Raw genomic sequence first — 22,709 nt, 5'->3', positions numbered from 1 at the left:
CAAGCCGCTACGACCCCTTCGGCACGCTCCCCCCTAATAACGGGCTGTGTCAGCAGTCTGGGCAGCCCCCGGTCTTTCTCAACACCTATCAGAAATGCGTATTGAGGCTCATATAATAAGTGCGGCCCGGTTCGTTGTAGGTTGCAGCACCCGCTCCGGCGATGTTGATGGCGCCGGTGTTGGGATCGCCAACGTTTTGCGCGTTGCCGGCGCGGAACTGGCGTTTGTCGAACAGGTTGTCGATGCCGGCGGTGACGCTGACGTTTTTGGTGACGTCATAGGTGGCGCTGGCGCCGACGATGGCGTAAGGGCTGACCTCGCGGGTTTCGCTGCCGGTCGCCGGTTTGCCCTGATAGTTGTACTTCTTCGGCTTCTGGCGGCCGTACCAGGTCAGGGTCGATTGCATTGACAGTTCCTGGGTCGCCTGCCAGCTCAGCGTCGAGTTGATAGTGAATTTAGGGATCACCGACAGATAATCGCCGGTGCTCTTGTTCTTATTCTCGATCATGTAGGTGGCGTTGTTGCTCCAGGAAAGGGTCTCGCTGACCGGTACGTTCAGTGTACCTTCCAGGCCCTGTACGACCGCTTTCGGCACGTTTTCCCACTGATAAACCGTCGTACCTGTGCTGCTGGTGGCGATTTTGCTGTTGCCCGCTTCGATCTTGTTGCGGTAATCGTTGCGGAAGTAGGTCACTCCGGCCAGCCAGCCTTCATGATGGAACTCCAGCCCGATCTCTTTGTTGATGCTGTTTTCCGCCTTCAGATCGTCGTTGCCGAGCAGATAGCAGCCATTTTTGGTATCGCTGGCCGCACAACCTTGCCCCTTGCTGTACAGCAAATAGTTTTGGTTGGTCTGGAACAGCGTCGGCGCTTTGTAGGCGCGGGCGATGCCCATTTTCAGCGTGAAGTTGTCGCCCAACTCTTGCGACAGGTTTAGCGCCGGGCTCCAGTTATTGCCGGCCTCGGAATGGTGATCGTAACGCAGGCCGGGCGTCAGCATGGTGCTGTCGGTCAGCTCGATATTGTCCTCGGCGAACAGCGAGAAGATATTCGCCGAAGCGTAAGGGCTACGGGTGCCGGTCTCTGTGCCAGGAATGGTGCCGCCCATCAGCGTTTGGCTGGTTGACGTGCCATCCTTCATGCGCTGCTGGTTCCACTCGGTGCCCAGCGTGGCGGTTTGCGTGACGCCCAATTCAAACGGCACGCTGACTTCGCTGTGCGCCAGAAAATCGTCTAGCTTGGTGGTGCCGAAGCCTTCATTTTTGGTGTCGAAAATACCCTCGGTGCCGCCGGCCAAACCTTCGTTCAGACGCGTATTACGCGTGCGCTCGAACCGAACGTAATTGTTGGTGCTGACTCCGTCGTCCCAGGCGCCGCGATGGTTGAGGCCGAAGGTTTCGCGGTAGATGCGGTTGGTCTCTTTGCCGTAGTTGCTTTGCACCAGCGCGTTGGTGTTGGTGTTTTGCGTATCGCCTGCGTACAGGTTGCCCTGGCGGCCATAGGAATATTCAAACTCCAGCGACTGCAAGCGGGCGAAGTCCCAGTGCAGCAGGGCGTCGATGTTTTTGTCGACCACCCCTTCACGCCCGGAGGGAATGCTGCTGGCATAAGCGCCTGCGCGTTCGGATTTGTGCGATTCGTTAATATCCCAGGCGTCGGCCTGCGTTTTGCTGTAGCCGCCGAACAGGCGAAAGCTCAACTGGTCGCTCAGCGGGCCGGACAGGCTGAAGTCGGTGCGCTTGGTAGATCCTTCCTGCTTATGCTGCGGCACGTTGAAATAAGTGTTCAGCGAGCCGTGCAGATCTTTGGTGCTCTTTTTGGTGATGATATTGACCACGCCGCCGGCGGCGCCGTTGCCATAGCGTGCAGCGGCCGGACCGCGCAGCACTTCGATGCGTTCGATCATCTCCGGTGGCACCCAGGCGGTATCGCCGCGGCTGTCACGTTCGCCGCGCCACCCCTGGCGCACCGAGTTGCGGCTGCTGGCCGGAATACCGTCGATCAGAATCAGGGTGTTTTCCGGGCCCATGCCGCGAATATCGATCTGGCGGTTGTTGCCGCGCTGGCCGCTGGTGGAGTTGCCGGTCAGGTTAACGCCGGGCATGGTACGGATCAGTTCGCTGATATCGCGCGCCGGAGGGCGTTTTTTGATTTCGTCGGCGGTGATGGTGGATACCCCCGGAGCCTGCAGGTTTTGTCGGGCAGCGGTGACGACAATGGTGTCCTCGGCGGCTTCTTTTTTGCTTTTGGCGGCGGTATCGGTTTCTGCGGTGGTATCAGTTTGCTGTGCGGCGTGCGCAAAGGCGGACGCGCCTAACCCTAACCCGATGAGTGTGGCTAAAGAATAACGTGAAAGTTTGCGGTTCATTTGAGTGTTCCTACCTTGCTGCCTTTCCCGGGGCCGAAGACAGGCCTCCGGCAGAGAGAAGGGCGGTTGTAGTTTTTGTGATCGCGAAAATAAAAATCCAACAGACCGAGACGCAACGGCATTGGATTCGGCGCTAAAAAGCGATATCCGTCCCTGTTGAAGAATACCTGCTCTGTTTACGAGCCTTAACACACTATTGCAAACGCAAATAATTATCAATAGTATTCGGTTTACCGTTTTTAGGCAGCGCCTCGCGCCGCGAATGTGCCGGCGTTCTTGAAGCTGCCAGCTAAAAGTGAATAGGCGTTTTGAAAACAAAATCCGAGTCAGAAAGCAGCAGATTATTATCGAGCAAGCACGCCGGGCGTCATGGATGGTGGCTGAATATCGCCAAACGCGGTACGCCGCTGGTGGAGCTGCAAGGAGATGGGCGAGGGAAGGTCACATTTTTATGGCGTGATCCTCAGGGATGTGAGCTCACTTCAGCCTATCAACGCGTCTGGATCCACATCAACTGCCTCACCGATCATCATCAGCCCTCGCCACCGCAGAGCTTGCAACGGCTGGAAGGGACCGACGTCTGGTATTGGCAAACCGAGCTGAACGCCGACTGGCGTGGCAGTTACTGCTTTATGCCCTGCATGGACGATCGGCCGCTGACGCTCAGCGATAACGATGCGCACGCCAATATGCATTCGGTCCGTCACTGGTGGCATCAGGTGTTTGCCAGCGCCACCCACGATCTGCTTAATCCTCATCGCTCCTGGTTCGGCGCCAACGGCAACGTCTTGTCCGGCCTGCATATGCCGGCGGCGCTGCCGCAACCGGCCTGGCAGGATTTCGATCGTTATGCGTCGGCCTGCGGGCGTTGTACCCCGGCTCCGCCCGCCAGGCTGCAACGCCACAGCTGGCACAGCGCGCGGTTGGGCAATACCCGTAGCGTTTGGGTTTACACCACCGGCGACAGCAACCCGGCGCAACGGCCGTTGGCCCTGCTGCTGGACGGCCAGTTCTGGTCGAGCAACATGCCGGTCTGGGATCCGCTGATGCAACTGACTCGTGAAGGCAAACTGCCGGAGGCGGTGTATCTGTTGATCGATGCCATCGATCAAAAACAGCGTGCGCATGAGTTAGCCTGCAATGAGGATTTTTGGTTGGCGGTGCAGGAGGAACTGCTGCCGCAATTGGCTGAATGGGCACCCCACAGCGGCAACCCTGCAAGCACGCTGGTGTGTGGCCAGAGCTTCGGCGGCCTGTCTTCGCTGTATGCCGGTCTCCACTGGCCGCAGCGTTTTGGCGGCGTGATTGCTCAGTCCGGCTCTTTCTGGTGGCCGCGTCGCGACATGTACCAGCAACCTGCCGTGCCGGCCGATGCCGGTTGGCTGCTGCGTCAGGCCGAACGAAGCGTTGGCCGCAAGGGCGGATTGAAGGTGTTCATGGAGGCCGGCACCCACGAACAGGTGGCGCGCAGGGTGAATGATCGGATGGCGGATGTGCTGCGTGATGCCGGCCATCAGGTGCAATACCGGGTGGTGGAAGGCGGGCACGACTCTCTGTGCTGGCGCGGCGGGTTGATCGACGGGCTGCAGGCGTTGTGGGCGGATCAGCCTGCGGCGCCATTCGCCAAGCTAACTTTCAAAGTCCAAGGAGTCCGTGATGGAAACTCTGAACCCGTTCGATGATGAACACCAAATCTGCCTGATTCTGCAAAACGATGAGCAGCAATACAGCCTGTGGCCTGATTTCAGCGCAGTACCGGCGGGGTGGACGCCGGTTTTCGGCCCGGCGGTACGCTCGCTGTGTATGAGCTGGCTGGAACAGCATTGGCAGGATATGCGGCCCGCATCGCTGCGTAAGGCGTGATGGCGCCATTACCGTTAACAGGAGTCACTCCCTTGTCAGACCCTATTTTATTACCGACCGAAGAGCAGCCTGCCACTGAATTACCGCTGGTCGCCGCGCAACCTGGCATCTGGGTGGCCGATCAAATATCGCCGTACGCCAATGCCTATGCGGTTTCCCACTATATCGAACTCAGCGGCCCACTGAACGAAGAGCGGCTATTGCAGGCGATTGCGCAGGGGTTGTCCGAAGTCGATACTCTTCAGCTCCGCTTTGAAGAGCGGGACGGGGTGCCGGTACAGTGGCATGACGCCGACCTGGCGATCCTGCCGACGGAATATCTCGATCTGCGCGGCTCTCCCGATGCCCTGGCGGCGGCGCAGGCGGTGATGCAGTTGGATATGTCCGGTGATTTGCGCATCGGCAGCGGCAAGGCGCTGTACCGCCATATGTTGATCCGCCTGTCGGACCGGCGTTGGTTCTGGTATCAGCGCTACCACCATATTCTGGTCGATGGCTTCAGTTTTACCGCCATTGCCCGCAGAATCGCCCACATTTACAGCCGCATGCTGAACGATGAACAGCCCGATCCGACGCCATTTACCTCCTTCAGCGAGGTGGTAGCGGAATATCAGCGCTACCAGCAGTCGGCAACCTGCCAGCGAGATGCCGCTTTTTGGCTGAACAAGGCGCAGCAGTTGCCTGCGCCGGCAACGCTTTGCCCGCAGCCGCTGGCCGGGCAGACGCCAACCATCCGCATCCACCGGTTATCGCAGCTGTGCGATCGTCAAGATTTTACCCAACTGGTGAACGCCAGCCCGCAGCAGTTCAGCGTGGCGGATATGGCGCTGGCGCTGGTGGCGTTGTGGGTGTCTCGCCTGAGCGGCCACGGCAGCTTCAGCGCCGGTTTCATCTTTATGCGCCGCACCGGTTCTGCTGCGTTATGTGCCAACGGGCCGGTGATCAACGTATTGCCGATCGAAATACACCTCGATCCCCAGTCCACGCTGTGCGAGGTAGCCGGCGGTATCGGCCGTGAGTTGAAAACCGTCCGCCGTCATCAGCGTTACGAGGCGGAGCAAATCCAGCGTGATTTGGGACGGATTGGCGATGCCCAGCCGCTGTACGGCACCGTTTTCAACTTTAAAATGTTCGACTTCCAGCTGGATTTCGGCGGTATCGAAGGCATTACTCACGAGTTGGCCTCAGGGCCGGTACGGGATCTGGAGATCGCGCTGTATCTCGACGAGACCGGTACGCTGAAGGTGGATCTGCTGGCCAACGCCGAACGTTATCAGCGCGATGAGCTGGCGGCGCATTTACAGCGCCTGCCGCTGTTGTTGCGTCAGTTTGCCGCCCGGCCGCAGATGCCGATTGGCGAAGCCGAGTTGCTGACCGAACAGGACCGCCAACTGCTGGCCAGGGTTAACGACACCGCTCATCCGGTGGCGGCGCAAACCCTCAGCGGCCTGCTGGCCGAACAGGCGCAGAAAACCCCGGACGCCCCGGCGTTGCGGGATGCGCAATACCGGTTCAGTTATCGCGAAACCCGTGAACAGGTCACCGCGCTGGCGCGCCAACTGACGGCACAGGGTGTAAAGCCCGGCGATATCGTTGCCGTTGCGCTGCCGCGCTCGGTATTTTTGTCGCTGGCGCTGATGGCGATTGTCGAGGCGGGGGCCGCCTACTTGCCGCTGGACACCGGCTACCCTGACGAACGCCTCGGTATGATGCTGGAAGATGCCGCACCGCGGCTGATCATCACCGAACCTACCCAGCAGGCGCGTTTTACCGGCAAGGGGGAAATCCTGCTGTTTGATGCGCCTTTGGCCGCCGACTGCGCGGCTGAGGTAGCGCTCAGTGGGCCAACGCCGCATCACCCGGCTTACATCATCTTTACTTCCGGTTCTACCGGGCGGCCGAAAGGCGTGCTGGTGGGGCATCAGGCGATCGTCAACCGTTTACTGTGGATGCAGCATCAGTATCCACTGGCGGCGAACGATGTGGTGCTACAGAAAACGCCATGCAGCTTTGACGTCTCGGTGTGGGAGTTTTTCTGGCCGTTGATGGTGGGTGCGCAGTTGGTGATGGCACCGCCGGAAGCGCACCGCGATCCGCAACAGCTGTTGGAGTTGATTGACCAGCATCGGGTTACCACGCTGCATTTCGTGCCTTCGATGCTGGCGGCCTTTGTCGGCGCGCTGGACAACCCGCCGGCGGTGGCCTGCTGTGCGCCGTTGCGGCAGGTCTTTTGCAGCGGCGAAGCGCTGCCGGCTGAGCTGTGTCGCCTGTGGCAAAGCCGCACTGGCGTACCCTTGCATAACCTGTACGGTCCGACCGAAGCGGCGGTGGATGTCAGCTGGCATCCGGCCTGGGGCGAGTCGCTGGCGGCAATCACGGGCGCCAATGTGCCGATCGGCCTGCCGGTGTGGAATACCGGGCTGCGCATCCTGGATACGCGTCTGCGGCTGGTGCCGCCGGGCGTGGCCGGCGATTTGTATCTTACCGGCGTGCAGCTGGCGCAGGGCTACCTTGGCCGACCGGAGCTGACCGCCAGCCGCTTTGTGGCCGATCCCGAAGGCAACGGCGGACGGATGTATCGTACCGGCGACGTTGCACGCTGGCTGCCGGGTGGCGAAGTGGAATACCTCGGCCGCAGCGACGATCAGCTAAAAATTCGTGGTCAGCGCATTGAGCTGAGCGAAATCGACCATGCATTGCTGTCGCTGCCGGGCATTAAGCAGGCGGTGACCCATGCGCTGGTGCTGGACAATACGCCGGCAGACACCGGCGGTGGGGATGCCCGCCAACTGGTGGGCTACCTGGTGGCCCAGCCTGGCGTGCGCCTGGATCTCGACGGCCTGCGTGCCGCCTTGGCCGATCGCCTGCCGCCACACATGGTACCGGTGGCGTTGGTTGAGATGGACTCTTTACCGCTAAGCGCTAACGGCAAGCTGGCTCGCAAAGCGTTGCCGCAGCCGCAAAACGGCGTCAGGGCTGCGGGTCGTGAACCTGAACCCGGGCTGGAGACGGCGATCGCTGCGGTATTTGCGCGCTTGCTGCGACGTGAAACCGTATTTGCCGACGATGATTTCTTCGCCCTCGGCGGCCACTCGCTGCTGGCCATGCGGCTGGCGGCGGAGCTGCGGCGCGAGTTGGGCAAGGCGGTTTCGGTAGGGCAGGTGATGGTCGCTTCCCGGGTGGAACAGTTGGCGCAACTGCTAACGCAAGAGCGCACGCAGGAAGAAGCCGACCAAACCGGTTTCGACAGCGTATTGCCGCTGCGCACCACCGATGGCCCGACGCTGTTCTGCCTGCATCCGGCTTCCGGATTCTCCTGGCAGTTCAGCGTGTTGCCGCGCTATATCGATCAGCATTGGTCACTGGTGGGCATTCAGTCGCCACGTCCGGATGGCCCGCTGGCGCTAAGCGAGAATATGGCTCAGGTTTGCGAGGCGCATCTGGCGACGGTATTGCAGGTTCAGCCACAGGGTCCTTACCACTTTATCGGTTATTCGCTGGGCGGTACGTTGGCGCAGGGGATCGCCGCCAGGTTGCAGGCGCGGGGCGAAGAAGTGGCCTTCCTTGGCCTGCTGGATACCTATCCGCCGGAAACGCAAAACTGGGACGTGATGCTGGATGACAACGTGCTGAAAGAAGTGCAGCGCGAACGCCAGCAGTTCCTGGCGGTATCGGAAGATACGCTGGATCCGGCATTGGGTGAAACCCGGGTGGCGATGTTCGATAATATCGAAGCCAACTATGCCGATTCGGTGCGTCTGCTTTCCGCGACCCATACGGCGAATTTCAGCGGGCAGGCGACGCTGTTTGTCGCGCGTCAGACGTTGCAGGAAGGGATGGATGTGCAGCAAACCTGGGCGGAATATGTGGATGCCTTGCAGGTTCATGAACTGGATTGCGCGCACGTAGATATCGTCTCACCGGCCTCGTTTAAGGTGCTGGGGCCTTTGCTGAACCGCATTCTAAGAGCGCTGTAATACCCGTCGTCTTTCAAGCCGCAGCATTGTTACTTGCACGACAAGGCCCATGAATGGGCCTTGAGGTTTATGACAAAGTTGCCTTTGAGTCCGAGATACCCGGGCCTGGCGCACCGAGGGGCGCTCCGGCAGCTAAAGCTGCTACAACCCCTTCGGCACGCTCTCCCTAATAGCGGGCTTTGTCAGCAGTCTGAAGGCTCATTCATGAGCCTTGTCCTTTTAGGACCGCTGCGAGCCGCGTTCAAATCTGCTAGAAATCACTTCCCCGAGATTTCCCCAGTGGTACCACCAACGGCGTGTGCGAGACAGGATCGTCAATGATCATGCAGCGCAGGCCGTACACTTCTTCGATCAACTCCGGCGTCACGATATCCTTAGGTGCACCTTCGGCCACGACTTTGCCATCGCGCATGGCGATCAGATGGGTGGCGTAACGGCAGGCGTGGTTGAGATCGTGCAGCACTACCACCAGCGTGTGGCCGTTTTCACGGTTTAACTGACGCATCAACTCCAGCAGGTCGATCTGATGGCTAATGTCCAACCAAGTGGTCGGTTCATCCAGCAACAGCAGCGGCGTTTGCTGCGCCAGCACCATCGCAATCCAGACCCGCTGACGCTGTCCGCCGGAAAGCGTATCCACCGGCTGTTCAGCCAGTTCAAACACGCCGGTGGAACGCATTGCCTGCTCCACCGCTTGCTGGTCTTCTTCGCGCCAACGGCTGAACAGACGCTGATGCGGGTAGCGGCCACGGGCCACCAGATCAAAGACGGTGATGTCGCCGGGGGCGGTCGAACTTTGCGGCAGCAGGCCTAACTGGCGCGCCACCTCTTTGGTTGCGTATTCGCTGATGTGCTTGCCGTTCAGCCAAACCGTTCCGGCTTGCGGTTGCATCAGGCGGCTGAGGGTGCGCAGCAGGGTAGATTTACCGCAGGCGTTCGGCCCGATAATCACCGTCAGTTCGCCCTGTGGGATAGAGACGCAAAGATCGCTCGCTACGATTTTCTTGTCATAGCTTAGCGTCAGATGTTCAGCGCGCAGCGGCGCGGGCAGCAGGGGTTTAGCATTCATTTTTTTCGTGACTCACGGATTAACAGCCAAATCAGATAAATGCCGCCGAGGCTGACGGTCAACACGCCTACCGGCAGTTGATAAGGCATAAACAGGCGCTGGGCGGCGACATCGGCGATCAGCAGCAACAACGCGCCGGTCAGGGCGGTCAGCAACAGGACGCTGCGGTTGGCGCACAGGCGGCGGGCAATCTGCGGCGCCACCAGCGCAATAAAGGAGATCGGCCCGGCCACAGCGGTGGCGGCAGCGGTCAGCGTTACGCCGATCAGCAGCAGCAGTACGCGCGAACGTTCCACCGGCACGCCAAGGGCGCAGGCGGTGTCGTCACCCATTTCCAGCAGCCGCATGCGGCGTGACAACGTCAGCAACAGCAGGCAACACAGCGCGATCACTACCAGCACCGGCAGGCTTTTCGCCCAGCTTATGCCGTTAAGAGACCCTGCGCTCCACAGCCCGGCGGTCATGGCGGATTCCAGAGAGGCGCTGATGATAAGCCAGGTATTACCGGCGACCAGCAGGGCGCGCACGGCGATGCCGACGATAATCAAACGGAAAGCCTCGACACCGTTGCGCCATGCCAGCAGATAAACCAGCGCGGCGGTCAGCAGGCCGCCGGCCAGTGCCCCGGAGGTGATGCCGATAACGCCGCCGTTAAACAACACTATGGCTACCAATACGCCGCTGTAGGCGCCGGTATTGAAGCCAATCACGTCCGGGCTGCCGAGCGGGTTGCGCAGCAGAGACTGGAAAATAGCGCCGCTGATCCCGAGCGCGGCGCCCAACAGCAACGCCATAGTGACGCGTGGCAGACGCCACTGGGTGACTATTACCGTCAGGTTTGCCGGGCCTTTGCCGAGGAGAGCGTCGATCACCTGCGTGGCGTTAAGCGAAAGGGAACCGGAACCTAGGGCGTAAATCGCCAGTACCCCGCAGGCAAGCGCCAGTATCGACGCGGTCAGCGCCGGTCGCGACAGGGCACGCAATTTTTGATCGGTCATCAGACGGGCAGCCAGCATCGACATTAGCGCTGCCTCCTGAACATATGGCGTTGGCGCACCAGCATGATCAGCAGCGGTGCGCCAATCAGCGCGGTCACGATGGAAACGCGCAGTTCGCCGGCCACCAGGAAGCGGCCAATCAGATCGGCGCTCAGCAGCAGGATGGGGGTCAATACCAGCGTCCACGGCAGCATCCAATGCAGCTCGGATCCCGCCAGCCGGCGGGCAATATGCGGCATCATCAGGCCGATGAAAGCAATCGGGCCGACGGCGGCGGTGGCGCCCCCGCACAGCAGGGTGATCGCCAGCAGGCCCAGCAATTGGGTGCGGACGATGCCGGTGCCCAGCGCAGTGGCCAATTCGCTGCCCATGCTCAGGCTGTTAAGCGATTTGCTCATCCACAGTGTGATTAGCGTGCCCAGCAGGATCGGCAGGGTGACGGTACGCACCACCTGCATATTTTGAATATCCAGCGAACCGGCCTGCCAAAACCGCAGTTGATCGAACACCAGCGGATTCAGCAGAGAAATCCCTGAGGTCATTCCCTCCAGCACCGCCGCCAGCGCGACACCGGCCAACGTCAGGCGGACCGGGTTCAGGCTGCTGCCGCCAAGAGCGCCGATCAACGCGACCAGCAGTGCAGCGAACATCGCCCCGGCAAAGGCGAACCACAGGTATTGGCTAACCTCGGCGGCCCCAAAGAAGGTGATGCCCAGTACCACGGCAAATCCCGCTCCGGCGTTCACGCCGAGAATGCCCGGATCGGCCAGTGGGTTGCGGGTGAGGGTTTGCATCAATACGCCGGACAGACCCAGCGCAATGCCGGCCAATACGCCCACCAGCGTGCGCGGCAATCTGGCTTCGGTAATGATGGTGCAATCCGCTCCACGGCATTGACCGTTCAGCGTCTGGACAACCGTATCGAATGGGATGGATTTAGCGCCGAGCGACAGGCTGAGCAGCATCACGGCCAACAGCGCGCAAACGGCAAGCAGCAAACCCGATAGTTTGCGACGAAATGAGTGGGGAGTGCCGCTAATAAGACGATCCCTGGGGGCTGGAATGGACGGTGTGCCATTGCGTGTAGTCCGTAACATAACAATCCGTTATTTAATTGAATATAAATGATATTTATTATCATTATTGATTGCTTTCATCTATGTTACCATGACTCCCTTCGCTATTGCAGCACATACCCTTCATTCTTGAAGCTGTATCTGTGTTGGCTGCCCGCACTTACCCCCAATCACGTACTTCCTGTACGTTCATGGGGATGCGCTTGGTTGCCGCCTTGATTCAACTCCAATTATTTTGGCTATAGACGCTGTCCCTTTTCCTACGTTGTGGTGAGAAAGCTGATGAGTAAGCCCTCTATTTTGCTGGATTTTGGCCTGCTTAAGACCAATGGCGCGTTTCGTGCCGTATTTTGCGCGCGTTTTATTTCCATTCTGGCGCTGGGATTGATGGCCATTGCGATCCCGGTTCAGATCCAGGCGTTGACCGGTTCGACCCTGTTGGTCGGGCTGTCCGTGACGCTGGCGGGCAGCGGTATGTTTGCCGGTTTGCTGATGGGGGGCGTGTTGGCCGACCGCTACGAGCGCCGCCGTTTGATCCTGTTTGCTCGCTCCACCTGCGGTATTGGCTTTATCGGGCTGTGCCTGAACGCCGCCTTGCCGACCCCTTCGTTAACGGCGATTTATTTGCTGGCCGTGTGGGACGGTTTCTTCGGTGCGGTCGGGGTGACGGCGCTGCTGGCCGCCACGCCGGCGTTGGTGGGGCGTGAAAACATCGTCCAGGCCGGCGCCATCAGTATGCTGACGGTGCGTTTTGGCTCGATCCTGTCGCCGGCGATAGGAGGCCTGGTGATCGCTCACTCCGGCGTGATGTGGAACTACGGCCTGGCGGCGTTGGGCACTTTACTGACGTTGATCCCCTTGCTGCGTCTGCCGCAGTTGGCACCGCCGCCACAACCGCGCGAACACCCGCTGCGCGCATTGGTCGGTGGTTTCGGCTTCCTGTTCCGCAACCGGGTAATCGGCATGGTGGCGCTGATCGGTGCGCTGCTGACCATGGCCAGTGCGGTGCGGGTGTTATATCCGGCGATGTCCGGCATGTGGCACGTCAGCGCTGCGCAATTGGGCTTTATGTATTCTGCAGTCCCGCTCGGCGCGGCGATTGGCGCTTTCACCAGCGGCCGGGTCGCTCACGTAGCGCGGCCGGGCTGGATGATGTTGATGACGGCGATAGGTGCGTTCGTCGCCATCGGTCTGTTCGGTCTGATGCCGTGGTACGGTTTTGCACTGTTTTTCCTGGTGATTTTTGGTTACCTGAGCGCGGTGAACTCATTGTTGCAGTACGGGCTGATTCAGAACCTGACGCCGGACGCATTCCTGGGGCGCATCAATGGCCTGTGGACGGCGCAAAACGTCGTGGGCGATGCGCTGGGGGCGTTACTGCTGGGGGCAATGGGGGCGTTTATGCTGCCGGCGATGACGTCGACCCGTTTTGGTTTTGGGGTAGCGGTGCTGGGTGTGGTATTGGCTTTCGCCATGCGCGGTTTGCGCCAGGTGGGCAGCGGCGGGCAGGGCGAAAAGCTCCAGCCCGCCAGCGAGACTACCGAGAAATAAACTGTTTTTCCAACAGCGTCAGCAAGTTGCCGGCGCTGTAATAATCCAGCCGGAAGGTATCGTTGCCCAGCGCGTAAACCCGTTTGTGTTGCACCGCCGGCAGGTGAGCGAGAAAAGGATTGGCCAGCAGGCGTTGCGCGTCGGCGTCGCTGTTGGCGAACAGCATCAGCGTCTGGCCGTTCAGGCCTTCCGCCAGGTTCTCGCCGCTCAACTGAATAATGTCTTTACGCACGCCCATGCTGCGGCTGTTGTTCAATTTGGCGGGTGGTACCGCCAGGGTGAAACCGAGCTGTTTAAGCATCTGCCCCTGAGAGGAGTCGGCGGTCCACAGATTGGCGGTTTTGCCGTCCGAACCAAACACCAGCGCGGAGACCGGCTGTTCAGGCAGCGTCATGCGCTGTTTCAGCGCTTTTTCACGCGAATCAAAATCGCTAATGACCTTATGCGCCTGGGCTTCATGCCCGGTGGCCTGGCCCAGTTCTGCGGCCAGTTCTTGCCAGCTTTTGTCGTCGTAATTGACCACCAGCACCGGGGCGATGGCAGAGAGCTGATCGTACAGGCGCAGGGCGGAATCGGCGCCGGTGGCCGAGATGATAATCAGGTCGGGCGCAACACCGGCGATGGCTTCCGCATTGGGTTCGCCGATGTACAGGCGTTTAACGCCGCGCTGCGCGGCGATGTCACCCCATTGACGGAAGAATCCCTGTTTGTCCGCCAGACGGCTGCCGGGCGTGGTTGCCCCGCTGGCGACGACCGGTGCGTCGATGGCCAGCAGGGTACCGGTGACGGTAACGCTGGTAGAAACGATGCGGGCAGGAGGCTGATTGAGGGTGATCACGCCGCGTGAGGTTTCAATGTTACGCGGCCAGCCGGCATCGGCGGCGTGAGCGGCGCTGATTGCCGCTAGCCCGAACAGTGCCAGGCCGAAGATCAGGTTCTTCTTCATAAAGAAAGTCCTTAGGTTTTAAATAGTAATACTTATCATTTATATAATTTATGCTGCTGATTTTCTACCACGATGAAGAGGAGAGGAGCTGTTTACAATTATTGACATGGCAAATTTCCAAGGGTACTTTAACGCGGTAAAACATAAATGATAATCATTATTATGTTTGTTATCATTCACGAAGAGAAATGGAGTACCGATGAGCGTGACTGTAAAGGGTGCCGGCCAAAAGAAACCGCAAAGCAAGGAGAGCGAACTGAATACTGCAGGCGTTTCGCCCACCTCGGGCTTCTTCTTTACCTCTCCTTTCCGTAGCCTGAGTACGCAAGGCTGCTTCGCCAAAATCACGCTGCCCGCTGCGGGCGGGGACCAGGTGAATGGGGAGTTTCAGCGAGAAGTACGGCACGCTTTCGCCGAAGCGAAACTGGCCGGCGTGAAGAACCCGGTACTCTGTGGCGCCATTCCTTTTGATACTCATCAACCTTCCGCGTTGTTTATTCCCCAGCAAACTCAGTGGTTTGAGCGCGATGCCTTTTTGGCCGACGTAACGCAGCCGCAGGACACCTTGCCGGAAATTACCCGGCAAACCGAAGTGCCGGCCCAGCAGCCCTTCATGCAGATGGTTGCCGATGCGGTGCAGGCTACCCGTGGCGACCGGTTGGATAAAGTGGTGCTGTCGCGCCTGCTGGAGATTGAAACCCGCGAACCTGTTGATCGCCAGGCGCTGATGGCGCGCATCATCGCCCAGAATCCTAACGGTTTCCACTTCCACGTACCACTTGAGCAGGGGGCGCTGGTGGGCGCCAGCCCGGAATTGCTGTTGCGTAAATCCGGCGCGCAGTTCCATTCCAATCCGCTGGCCGGCTCTGCCCGCCGCGATGCCGATCCGCAGCGGGACCGTGAAATCAGCCAACAGCTATTGGTGTCGGACAAAGACCTTTATGAGCACAAGTTCGTCACCGAAGGCATGCGCCAGGTATTGGCCGACCGCTGCCGCCACTTGAACATCCCGTCATCCCCTGAATTATTGAGCACCACCACGCTGTGGCACCTGTCTACGCCTATTGATGGCGAAGCCGCCAGCCGGGCGGAAAATGCGCTTTCGCTGGCCTGCCTGTTGCACCCGACTCCGGCTTTGTGCGGCACGCCAACCCAGCTTGCGCATCAGGTGATCAAACAGCTTGAACCCTTTGAGCGCGGCCTGTTCGGCGGCATTGTCGGTTGGTGTGATGCCGAAGGCAACGGCGAGTGGGTCGTGACCATTCGTTGCGGCATCGTGCAGGGCAATCAGGTGCGGTTGTTTGCCGGTGCAGGCATCGTGCAAGACTCTTCGCCGGAATCCGAATGGCGTGAAACCGGCACCAAACTCAGTACCATTTCGCGGGCGTTTGGCCTGAACCAAGGATAGGCATACCCATGAGCATTGATTTTACTTCCTGGCCTGAGGCGTTGGCCCGTCGCTATCGCGAACGCGGTTATTGGACCGATCGGCCGTTGACCGACATTATTGCCCGCCAGGCCAAAAATGACGCCGTGGCGCTGATCGACCCGCAACGCAGCCTGAGCTATCGCCGGCTCAATCAACTTTCTGACCGGCTGGCCGCCGCGCTGCAACGCCGGGGCTTGCACAGTGGCGAGACCGCTCTGGTGCAGTTGGGCAACGTGGTCGAGTTCTATGTGACCTTCTTTGCGCTGCTGAAAATTGGCGTGGTGCCGGTGAACGCGTTGTTCAGCCATCAACGCAACGAACTCAAGGCTTATGCCGCACAAATCAAACCTGCGCTGCTGATTGCCGATCGCCAGCATGGCCTGTTCGGCAACGACGAATTCCTCACGACGTTTCGCGCCGAAAATCCTTCATTGCGCGTAGTGGGGCTGCGCAGCCAGGCGGAAGGCGAGCAGTCGCTGGCCGCCTGGTTGGAAGAGGATACCGGCGATTTTATCGCGACACCGACTCCGGCTGACCAGGTGGCGTTCTTCCAGCTTTCCGGTGGCAGCACCGGCACGCCAAAGCTGATCCCGCGCACCCACAATGATTACTACTACAGCATCCGCCGCAGCGTGGAAATTTGCCATTTCGATGCACATACCCGCTACCTGTGCGCGCTGCCGGTGGCGCATAACTACCCGATGAGTTCTCCGGGCGTACTCGGCGTGTTTTATGGCGCCGGTCTGGTGGTGTTCGCCAGCGATCCGGATGCTGGGCAATGCTTCCGTTTGATCGAGCAGCACCAGATTAACGTGACGGCGCTGGTGCCGCCGGCGGTGACGCTGTGGCTACAGGCGATTGAAGAGTGGGGCGGTGGTCAACCCTTGGCCAGCCTTAAGCTGTTGCAGGTGGGAGGCGCCAAGCTGAGTGAGACCCTGGCCGCGCGTATTCCGGCGGAAATCGGCTGCCAGTTGCAGCAGGTCTTCGGCATGGCGGAAGGCCTGGTGAATTACACCCGGTTGGACGATGACGACCGGCATATTCTCACCACTCAGGGCTGCCCGATGTCGCCGGACGACGAACTGTGGGTGGCCGATGACGAGGGTAACCCGCTGCCGGTGGGGCAAACCGGGCGCCTGATGACCCGGGGCCCTTACACCTTCCGCGGTTATTACCAAAGCCCGGAACATAACGCCGCCGCCTTTGATAAAGACGGTTTTTACTGTTCCGGTGACTTGATTAGCCTGACTGAAGACGGCTATGTGAAGGTGGAAGGGCGTCAGAAAGATCAGATCAATCGCGGTGGGGAGAAGATCGCCGCCGAGGAGATCGAAAACCTGCTGTTGCGCCACCCGGAGGTGATCAATGCGGCGCTGGTTTCCATGCCGGATGAGCTGATGGGCGAGAAGAGCTGCGCCTTTATTATCGCCACCAGCGCGTTGAAGCCGGTGGTGCTGCGCCGCCATTTGCGTGCAGAGGGCGTGGCCGAATTTAAATTACCGGACCGCTTTATACAGGTCGATACGCTGCCGCTCACCCCGGTAGGAAAAGTGGATAAAAAACGGTTGCGTCAACGCCTGGAGACGCAATCACTGACTCAGGCCCAGGGAGAATAAGTCATGGCCATTCCTAAACTTAATGATTACGCGCTGCCTACGCAGGCTGAACTGCCGACCAACAAAGTGAGCTGGACGGTAGAACCGCAGCGGGCTGCGTTACTGATCCACGATATGCAGCAGTATTTTCTGAATTTCTGGGGTGAAGACAGCCTGCTGATTAAACAGGTGGTAGAGAATATTGCCAATCTGCGCCGCTACTGCAAATCACAGGGTATTCCGGTGTTTTACACCGCGCAGCCCAATCAGCAAAGCGACGAAGACCGCGCGTTGCTGAACGATATGTGGGGGCCGGGGCTGAATAAGCACCCGGAGCAGCAGGCGGTGGTTCAGGCTCTGGCACCGGAAGATGACGATACGGTTCTGGTGAAGTGGCGTTACAGCGCCTTCCACCGTTCGCCGCTGCAGGAAATTCTGCAGGAGTCAGGGCGCGATCAACTGATCATTTGCGGCGTGTATGCCCATATCGGCTGCATGACTACCGCTATCGATGCCTTTATGCGCAATATCCAGCCGTTTATGGTGGCTGACGGTCTGGCGGATTTCTCCCGCGACGAACACCTGATGGCGCTGCGTTACACCGCAGGCCGCTGTGGCCGCGTGGTGACTACCGCCGAGCTGCTGCCGGGCATCGCCAGCAAAGCTGCGCTGCGCCGGCAAATTATGCCGTTCCTCGATGAAGACAGCGAAGACATGGGCGACGATGAGAACCTGATCGACTACGGTCTGGATTCGGTGCGTATCATGGAGCTGGCCGCGCGCTGGCGTAAAATCCGCAGCGATATTGATTTTATCGCGCTGGCCAAGAACCCGACCATTGACAGCTGGTGGGCAATGTTGTCGCAGGGGAAATCCTGATGGATAAAGACGGGGATTTTGCCGGTAAGCGGGTCTGGGTTACCGGCGCGGGTGCCGGTATTGGCCTGGAGACGGCGTTGGCGTTTGTTAGGGCCGGTGCCGAGGTAATTGGCTTCGACCTGCGTTTCGACGAACCGGAATACCCGTTCCGCACCGAAGTGCTGGATGTCGCCGATAGCGATGCGGTAGACAGTTTGTGCGGGCGTTTGCTGGCAGCACAGCCAGCACTGGACGTGCTGGTGAACGGCGCCGGTATTCTGCGCATGGGGCTGGCAGATGAAACCAGCACTGCAGACTGGCTGGCCTGTATGGCGGTCAATGCCGGCGGGGCGTTCAATATGTTCCGCCATGCCTTGCCGATGTTCCGTCGCCAGCGGCGTGGCGCGATTGTCAGCGTAGCCTCTAACGCGGCGCATGTGCCGCGCGTCGGCATGGCGGCCTATTGCGCTTCCAAGGCGGCGTTGCGCAGCCTGTGCCAAACCGTGGGGTTGGAAATGGCGCCTTATGGCGTGCGTTGCAATCTGGTTTCGCCCGGTTCGACCAACACGCCGATGCAGCGTGGCATGTGGCAGGACGAAAGCGGTGAACAGAACACCATTAACGGTTTTCCGGAGCAGTTCAAGCTGGGTATCCCACTGGGCAAGATCGCCCAACCGCAGGAAATTGCCGATGCCATTTTGTTCCTGGCTTCCGATCGCGCCAGCCATATCACCCTGCAGGATATCGTGATTGACGGCGGGGCGACGTTGGCGGCCTGATATCCCCGTCATACTTCGAGCTGTGGCGGTGTTGACGGCAACTCGAATTATTTAGGGTATAGGGTTACTTGTTATTTATGACTATAGAGCGCTGCTTGCAGCGCCTTTTTTATGGGCGGTAAAAGGGGGATCAGGTAATAGAGGTTGTGGTGATTTCCGGGCTACAGATGCGAAAAAAGCGCCGTAAGGCGCTTTTTTCTGTATTGGTGGGTCGTGCGGGATTCGAACCTGCGACCAATTGATTAAAAGTCAACTGCTCTACCAACTGAGCTAACGACCCGCAGAAGTGGTGGGTGATGACGGGCTCGAACCGCCGACCCCCTCCGTGTAAAGGAGATGCTCTACCAACTGAGCTAATCACCCACTTCAGAACTTCCGGGTACTGCTAAACAAGAGAATGAGTGGTGGGTGATGACGGGCTCGAACCGCCGACCCCCTCCGTGTAAAGGAGATGCTCTACCAACTGAGCTAATCACCCTCATTCTTCTCATTTCTTACTGCTTTACTGCTCAACAAGATGGTGGGCGATGACGGGCTCGAACCGCCGACCCCCTCCGTGTAAAGGAGATGCTCTACCAACTGAGCTAATCGCCCCGTCTTGTTGGAGTCGCATTATAGGGATAGTTGAAAGTGAGTCAACGGTTTTTAAAATGATTTCAATCGTTCGCCGCAAATTTAAACAGGATGCGATATTTATCACCGCCAATGATGATTCTTTGCACATTGTTATGCGAAATTCGCCGCAGCGATAACGAAAACAGGTGCGGCAATATCGTGTCGGCGTTGAGGAATTAGCGGGGGGTGGTACAATGTTGCCCACTTTTTTCAATTCCGAGCAATCGTCGGCAACCGCCGACCCGCGTTGCGTAATAAGGCAGTGAAACCAATGAAAATCAAAACCCGTTTTGCACCGAGCCCAACCGGCTATCTTCACGTCGGTGGTGCCCGTACTGCGCTTTACTCCTGGTTGTTCAGCCGCCATTCGGGCGGTGAGTTCGTTCTGCGTATCGAAGATACCGATCTGGAACGTTCCTCGCAGGACGCTATCGACGCAATTATGGATGGCATGAACTGGTTAAACCTGGATTGGAACGAAGGTCCATACTTCCAGACCAAGCGTTTTGACCGTTATAACGCGGTGATTGACGACATGCTGGTGCAGGATACCGCCTATAAATGCTATTGCTCGAAGGAGCGTCTGGAAGCGCTGCGTGAAACGCAGATGGAAAACGGTGAAAAACCGCGTTACGACGGCCACTGCCGCGACAGCCAGGACAGCCACACCGATGATGAGCCGTGCGTGGTGCGTTTCCGTAACCCGCAGGAAGGCTCGGTTATCTTCGATGACAAGATCCGCGGCCCTATCGAATTCAGCAACCAGGAGCTCGACGATCTGATCATCCGCCGTACCGACGGTTCGCCAACCTACAACTTCTGCGTCGTGGTGGACGACTGGGATATGGAAATCAGCCACGTGATCCGCGGTGAAGACCACATCAACAACACCCCTCGCCAGATCAACATTCTGAAAGCGTTGGGTGCGCCGGTACCGGAATATGCGCACGTTTCCATGATCCTGGGCGATGACGGCAAAAAACTGTCAAAACGCCATGGCGCGGTGGGCGTGATGCAGTACCGCGATGACGGTTACCTGCCGCAGGCGTTGCTGAACTATTTGGTGCGCCTGGGTTGGTCTCACGGTGACCAGGAAATCTTCTCTATTGATGAGATGAAAGAGTTCTTCACCCTGGAAGCGATCAACAAATCCGCCAGCGCTTTCAATACCGAGAAGTTGCAGTGGCTGAATCACCATTACATTAACCATATGCCGGCGGAAGAAGTTGCGGTGTATCTGGCGTGGCATGTTGAACAGCTTGGCATTGAGACTCGTAACGGCCCTGAGCTGAAAGATATCGTCAAGCTGTTGGGCGAGCGCTGCAAGACGCTGAAGGAAATGGCCGAGTCCTGCCGCTACTTCTATGAAGACTTCAGCGAATTCGACGCTGACGCCGCCAAGAAGCACCTGCGCCCGGTGGCACGTCAGCCGCTGGAAGCGGTACGCGCCAAACTGGCTGCTGTCAGTGCCTGGACGCCGGAGAACGTGCATGACGCCATTCAGGGCACCGCTGATGAACTGGGCGTAGGTATGGGCAAGGTGGGCATGCCGCTGCGCGTAGCGGTGACTGGCGCCGGTCAGTCGCCGGGTATGGATGTGACCGTGCATGCAATCGGCCAGGCGCGTTCTTTGCAGCGTATCGACCTGGCGCTGGCCTACATCGCTGGGCGCGAAGCTCAGGCCTGATAGGTTGACCCCGTGCCGCCAGGTTGTAAGCCGGTGGCAAGATGACGCGATAACAGATAAAGCCTTGTGGAGCGATCCGCAGGGCTTTTTTTATGTCTGGCTGATTTTTATCCGCAATGGCTATTTTTTAGCGCTAAACGCGCTGATTTGGCGGCTTTTTCAGCGCTTGATCGAGTAATTCAATTTAGCCGTTGACAGTGTTTCGGGGGTTTCATATTATGCGCCCCGTTCACAGGATTTTGTGTTTGTGGATTGGGGCTATAGCTCAGCTGGGAGAGCGCTTGCATGGCATGCAAGAGGTCGACGGTTCGATCCCGTCTAGCTCCACCAACCTTTATCTCAGAAAGGTTGGGGAATACCGTAACGCCGGTCAAAGCGTACCACTTTTGTGGGGCTATAGCTCAGCTGGGAGAGCGCTTGCATGGCATGCAAGAGGTCGACGGTTCGATCCCGTCTAGCTCCACCACTCTTTAAAAAGCCGACCTCAGGGTCGGCTTTTTGCTTTCTGTCTTTCCTGCTTTCTAAACTGTGGGCAATAAAAAAGGCCGCCGAAGCGACCTTTCCGTTGTTGCCGTTTCGGCTTAGCCCAGAACCAGGCCCGCGATGGACGCAGACAGGAGGCTGACCAGCGTAGAACCGTAAACCAGCTTCAGACCAAAGCGGGAAACTACGTTGCCCTGATGCTCATTCAGCCCTTTAATCGCACCGGCCACAATACCGATGGAAGAGAAGTTGGCGAAGGAAACCAGGAACACCGACAGAATGCCCATGCTGCGTGGCGACAGCTCGGCAGAGACTTTCTGCAGCTCCATCATGGCCACGAACTCATTGGAGACCAATTTGGTCGCCATGATGCTGCCCACCTGCAGGGCTTCGTGCTTAGGAATCCCCATAATCCAGGCGAATGGATAGAAGAAGTAGCCCAGGATTTCCTGGAAGCTCAGACCGAAGATGGCGCTGAACAGACCGTTGAGCGCAGCGATCAGGGCGATAAAGCCGATCAGCATGGCAGCAACGATAATAGCTACCTTGAAACCTGCCAGAATGTATTCACCCAGCATTTCGAAGAAGCTCTGGCCTTCGTGCAGATTACCCAGATGCAGTTCTTCTTCTTTACTGGTGTCATACGGGTTGACCAATGACAGCACGATAAAGGTACTGAACATGTTCAGTACCAGCGCCGCAACCACAAACTTGGCGTCCAGCATGGTCATGTAAGCACCCACGATGGACATGGAAACCGTAGACATCGCGGTTGCCGCCATGGTGTACATGCGTTTTTCCGACATCTTGCCCAAGATATCTTTATAGGCAATGAAGTTTTCAGATTGGCCCAAGATCAGCGAGCTGACGGCGTTAAACGACTCCAGCTTGCCCATTCCGTTTACTTTTGACAGCACGGTACCAATAATCCGGATGATAAACGGCAACACTTTGATGTATTGCAGAATACCGATCAGCGCAGAGATGAAGACGATTGGGCACAGTACCTTCAGGAAGAAGAAGGCCAGACCTTTATCACCCATACCGCCGAATACAAAATCAGTCCCTTGCCCCGCAAACCCGAGCAGCTTGTCGAACAGCGCCGCGAATCCTTTTACAAAGCCTAAACCCGCTTCCGAATGCAGGAAAAAATAGGCCAGCAGTACTTCAATAACCAACAGTTGAATAACGTAGCGAATGCGGATGCTTTTACGATCGCGGCACACTAACAGTGCCAGGATCGCAACCACCACCAACGCTAACGCAAAGTGCGCAATATGGGACATGTTTGCTCCAAACTTGAGGCAGGCTGAATTTCGGATGTCATTTTATGTAACGCCACGTTTAAAAACGAGAGGTCCATTGCAAATATGGAAAGTCGTAATGGGAAATGTCTTAAATTATTACACTAAAAC

Annotated in this window: 15 protein-coding genes and 6 tRNA genes; 11 read left to right on the top strand and 10 right to left on the bottom strand. The window is 58.4% G+C overall.

Annotated elements, in window-relative coordinates; translation table 11 throughout:
* Positions 1-88: 88 nt before the first annotated feature.
* Complete coding sequence (locus JEM67_RS19870; RefSeq protein ID WP_199636133.1) at positions 89-2,368, bottom strand: TonB-dependent siderophore receptor; 2,280 nt, start codon at positions 2,366-2,368, stop codon at positions 89-91.
* A gap of 308 nt (positions 2,369-2,676) precedes the next feature.
* Between JEM67_RS19870 and fes the strand changes: the two genes are divergently transcribed.
* The 3 genes from fes to JEM67_RS19855 are packed head-to-tail and all read left to right on the top strand — an operon-like array spanning position 2,677 to position 8,208.
* Positions 2,677-4,050 (top strand): enterochelin esterase, encoded by a 1,374-nt coding sequence (gene fes, locus JEM67_RS19865; protein ID WP_199636134.1) that lies wholly within the window; start codon positions 2,677-2,679, stop codon positions 4,048-4,050.
* Complete coding sequence (locus JEM67_RS19860) at positions 4,025-4,231, top strand: MbtH family protein (RefSeq protein ID WP_199636135.1); 207 nt, start codon at positions 4,025-4,027, stop codon at positions 4,229-4,231. Before fes ends, JEM67_RS19860 begins: the two co-directional genes overlap by 26 nt.
* 32 nt (positions 4,232-4,263) lie before the next feature.
* On the top strand, positions 4,264-8,208 hold the full coding sequence (locus JEM67_RS19855; RefSeq protein ID WP_199636136.1) for an enterobactin synthase subunit F: 3,945 nt from the start codon (positions 4,264-4,266) through the stop codon (positions 8,206-8,208).
* Positions 8,209-8,458: 250 nt separating this feature from the next.
* Here JEM67_RS19855 and JEM67_RS19850 read toward each other — a convergent pair whose 3' ends face one another.
* From JEM67_RS19850 to fepD, 3 genes are read right to left on the bottom strand one after another with little or no spacing between them, the layout of a single operon-like run.
* Positions 8,459-9,277: an ATP-binding cassette domain-containing protein gene (locus tag JEM67_RS19850; protein WP_199636137.1), complete on the bottom strand. Its 819-nt coding sequence runs from the start codon at positions 9,275-9,277 to the stop codon at positions 8,459-8,461.
* Entirely contained in the window at positions 9,274-10,299 is a 1,026-nt protein-coding gene (fepG, locus tag JEM67_RS19845; protein ID WP_199636138.1) for an iron-enterobactin ABC transporter permease, read from the bottom strand. The genes JEM67_RS19850 and fepG overlap by 4 nt, the downstream gene beginning before the upstream one ends.
* Entirely contained in the window at positions 10,299-11,372 is a 1,074-nt protein-coding gene (fepD, locus tag JEM67_RS19840) for a Fe(3+)-siderophore ABC transporter permease (protein ID WP_199636139.1), read from the bottom strand. The genes fepG and fepD overlap by 1 nt, the downstream gene beginning before the upstream one ends.
* A 261-nt stretch (positions 11,373-11,633) precedes the next feature.
* Here fepD and entS point away from each other — a divergent pair, with 261 nt between their 5' ends.
* A complete protein-coding gene (gene entS / locus JEM67_RS19835; RefSeq protein WP_199636140.1) occupies positions 11,634-12,902 on the top strand; it encodes an enterobactin transporter EntS in 1,269 nt (422 codons plus the stop codon).
* Here entS and fepB read toward each other — a convergent pair.
* Positions 12,889-13,848, bottom strand: coding sequence for a Fe2+-enterobactin ABC transporter substrate-binding protein (gene fepB, locus JEM67_RS19830; RefSeq protein ID WP_199636141.1), 960 nt, complete (start codon positions 13,846-13,848; stop codon positions 12,889-12,891). The genes entS and fepB overlap by 14 nt on opposite strands.
* Before the next feature lie 199 nt (positions 13,849-14,047).
* Between fepB and JEM67_RS19825 the strand changes: the two genes are divergently transcribed.
* From JEM67_RS19825 to dhbA, 4 genes are read left to right on the top strand one after another with little or no spacing between them, the layout of a single operon-like run.
* Positions 14,048-15,256 (top strand): isochorismate synthase, encoded by a 1,209-nt coding sequence (locus JEM67_RS19825; RefSeq protein WP_199636142.1) that lies wholly within the window; start codon positions 14,048-14,050, stop codon positions 15,254-15,256.
* 8 nt (positions 15,257-15,264) lie between these two features.
* Complete coding sequence (locus JEM67_RS19820) at positions 15,265-16,893, top strand: (2,3-dihydroxybenzoyl)adenylate synthase (RefSeq protein ID WP_199636143.1); 1,629 nt, start codon at positions 15,265-15,267, stop codon at positions 16,891-16,893.
* Between the two features lie 3 nt (positions 16,894-16,896).
* Positions 16,897-17,751, top strand: coding sequence for an isochorismatase (locus tag JEM67_RS19815; RefSeq protein ID WP_199636144.1), 855 nt, complete (start codon positions 16,897-16,899; stop codon positions 17,749-17,751).
* On the top strand, positions 17,751-18,509 hold the full coding sequence (gene dhbA / locus JEM67_RS19810; protein ID WP_199636145.1) for a 2,3-dihydro-2,3-dihydroxybenzoate dehydrogenase: 759 nt from the start codon (positions 17,751-17,753) through the stop codon (positions 18,507-18,509). The genes JEM67_RS19815 and dhbA overlap by 1 nt, the downstream gene beginning before the upstream one ends.
* A 204-nt stretch (positions 18,510-18,713) precedes the next feature.
* Here dhbA and JEM67_RS19805 read toward each other — a convergent pair.
* The 4 genes from JEM67_RS19805 to JEM67_RS19790 form a co-directional block, all read right to left on the bottom strand.
* Positions 18,714-18,789 (bottom strand) — tRNA-Lys (locus JEM67_RS19805).
* 7 nt (positions 18,790-18,796) lie between these two features.
* Positions 18,797-18,872 (bottom strand) — tRNA-Val (locus JEM67_RS19800).
* A 39-nt stretch (positions 18,873-18,911) separates the two neighbouring features.
* Positions 18,912-18,987: transfer RNA gene (locus tag JEM67_RS19795), tRNA-Val, on the bottom strand.
* Positions 18,988-19,027: 40 nt separating this feature from the next.
* Positions 19,028-19,103 (bottom strand) — tRNA-Val (locus JEM67_RS19790).
* Positions 19,104-19,395: 292 nt separating this feature from the next.
* Here JEM67_RS19790 and gltX point away from each other — a divergent pair.
* The 3 genes from gltX (at position 19,396) to JEM67_RS19775 (ending at position 21,277) form a co-directional block, all read left to right on the top strand.
* Positions 19,396-20,811 (top strand): glutamate--tRNA ligase, encoded by a 1,416-nt coding sequence (gene gltX / locus JEM67_RS19785; protein WP_004947608.1) that lies wholly within the window; start codon positions 19,396-19,398, stop codon positions 20,809-20,811.
* A gap of 254 nt (positions 20,812-21,065) precedes the next feature.
* A tRNA-Ala gene (locus tag JEM67_RS19780) sits at positions 21,066-21,141 on the top strand.
* A gap of 60 nt (positions 21,142-21,201) precedes the next feature.
* Positions 21,202-21,277, top strand: a tRNA-Ala gene (locus JEM67_RS19775).
* Positions 21,278-21,392: 115 nt separating this feature from the next.
* Here the strand turns inward: JEM67_RS19775 and JEM67_RS19770 are convergent.
* A complete protein-coding gene (locus JEM67_RS19770) occupies positions 21,393-22,580 on the bottom strand; it encodes a NupC/NupG family nucleoside CNT transporter (RefSeq protein WP_013813981.1) in 1,188 nt (395 codons plus the stop codon).
* Between the last annotated feature and the right edge of the window lie 129 nt (positions 22,581-22,709).

The organism is Serratia sp. PAMC26656, assembly GCF_016469055.2.
In the GTDB taxonomy this organism is placed as follows: Bacteria; Pseudomonadota; Gammaproteobacteria; order Enterobacterales; family Enterobacteriaceae; genus Serratia; species Serratia plymuthica.
This window is presented reverse-complemented; position numbering and strand designations above follow the sequence as displayed.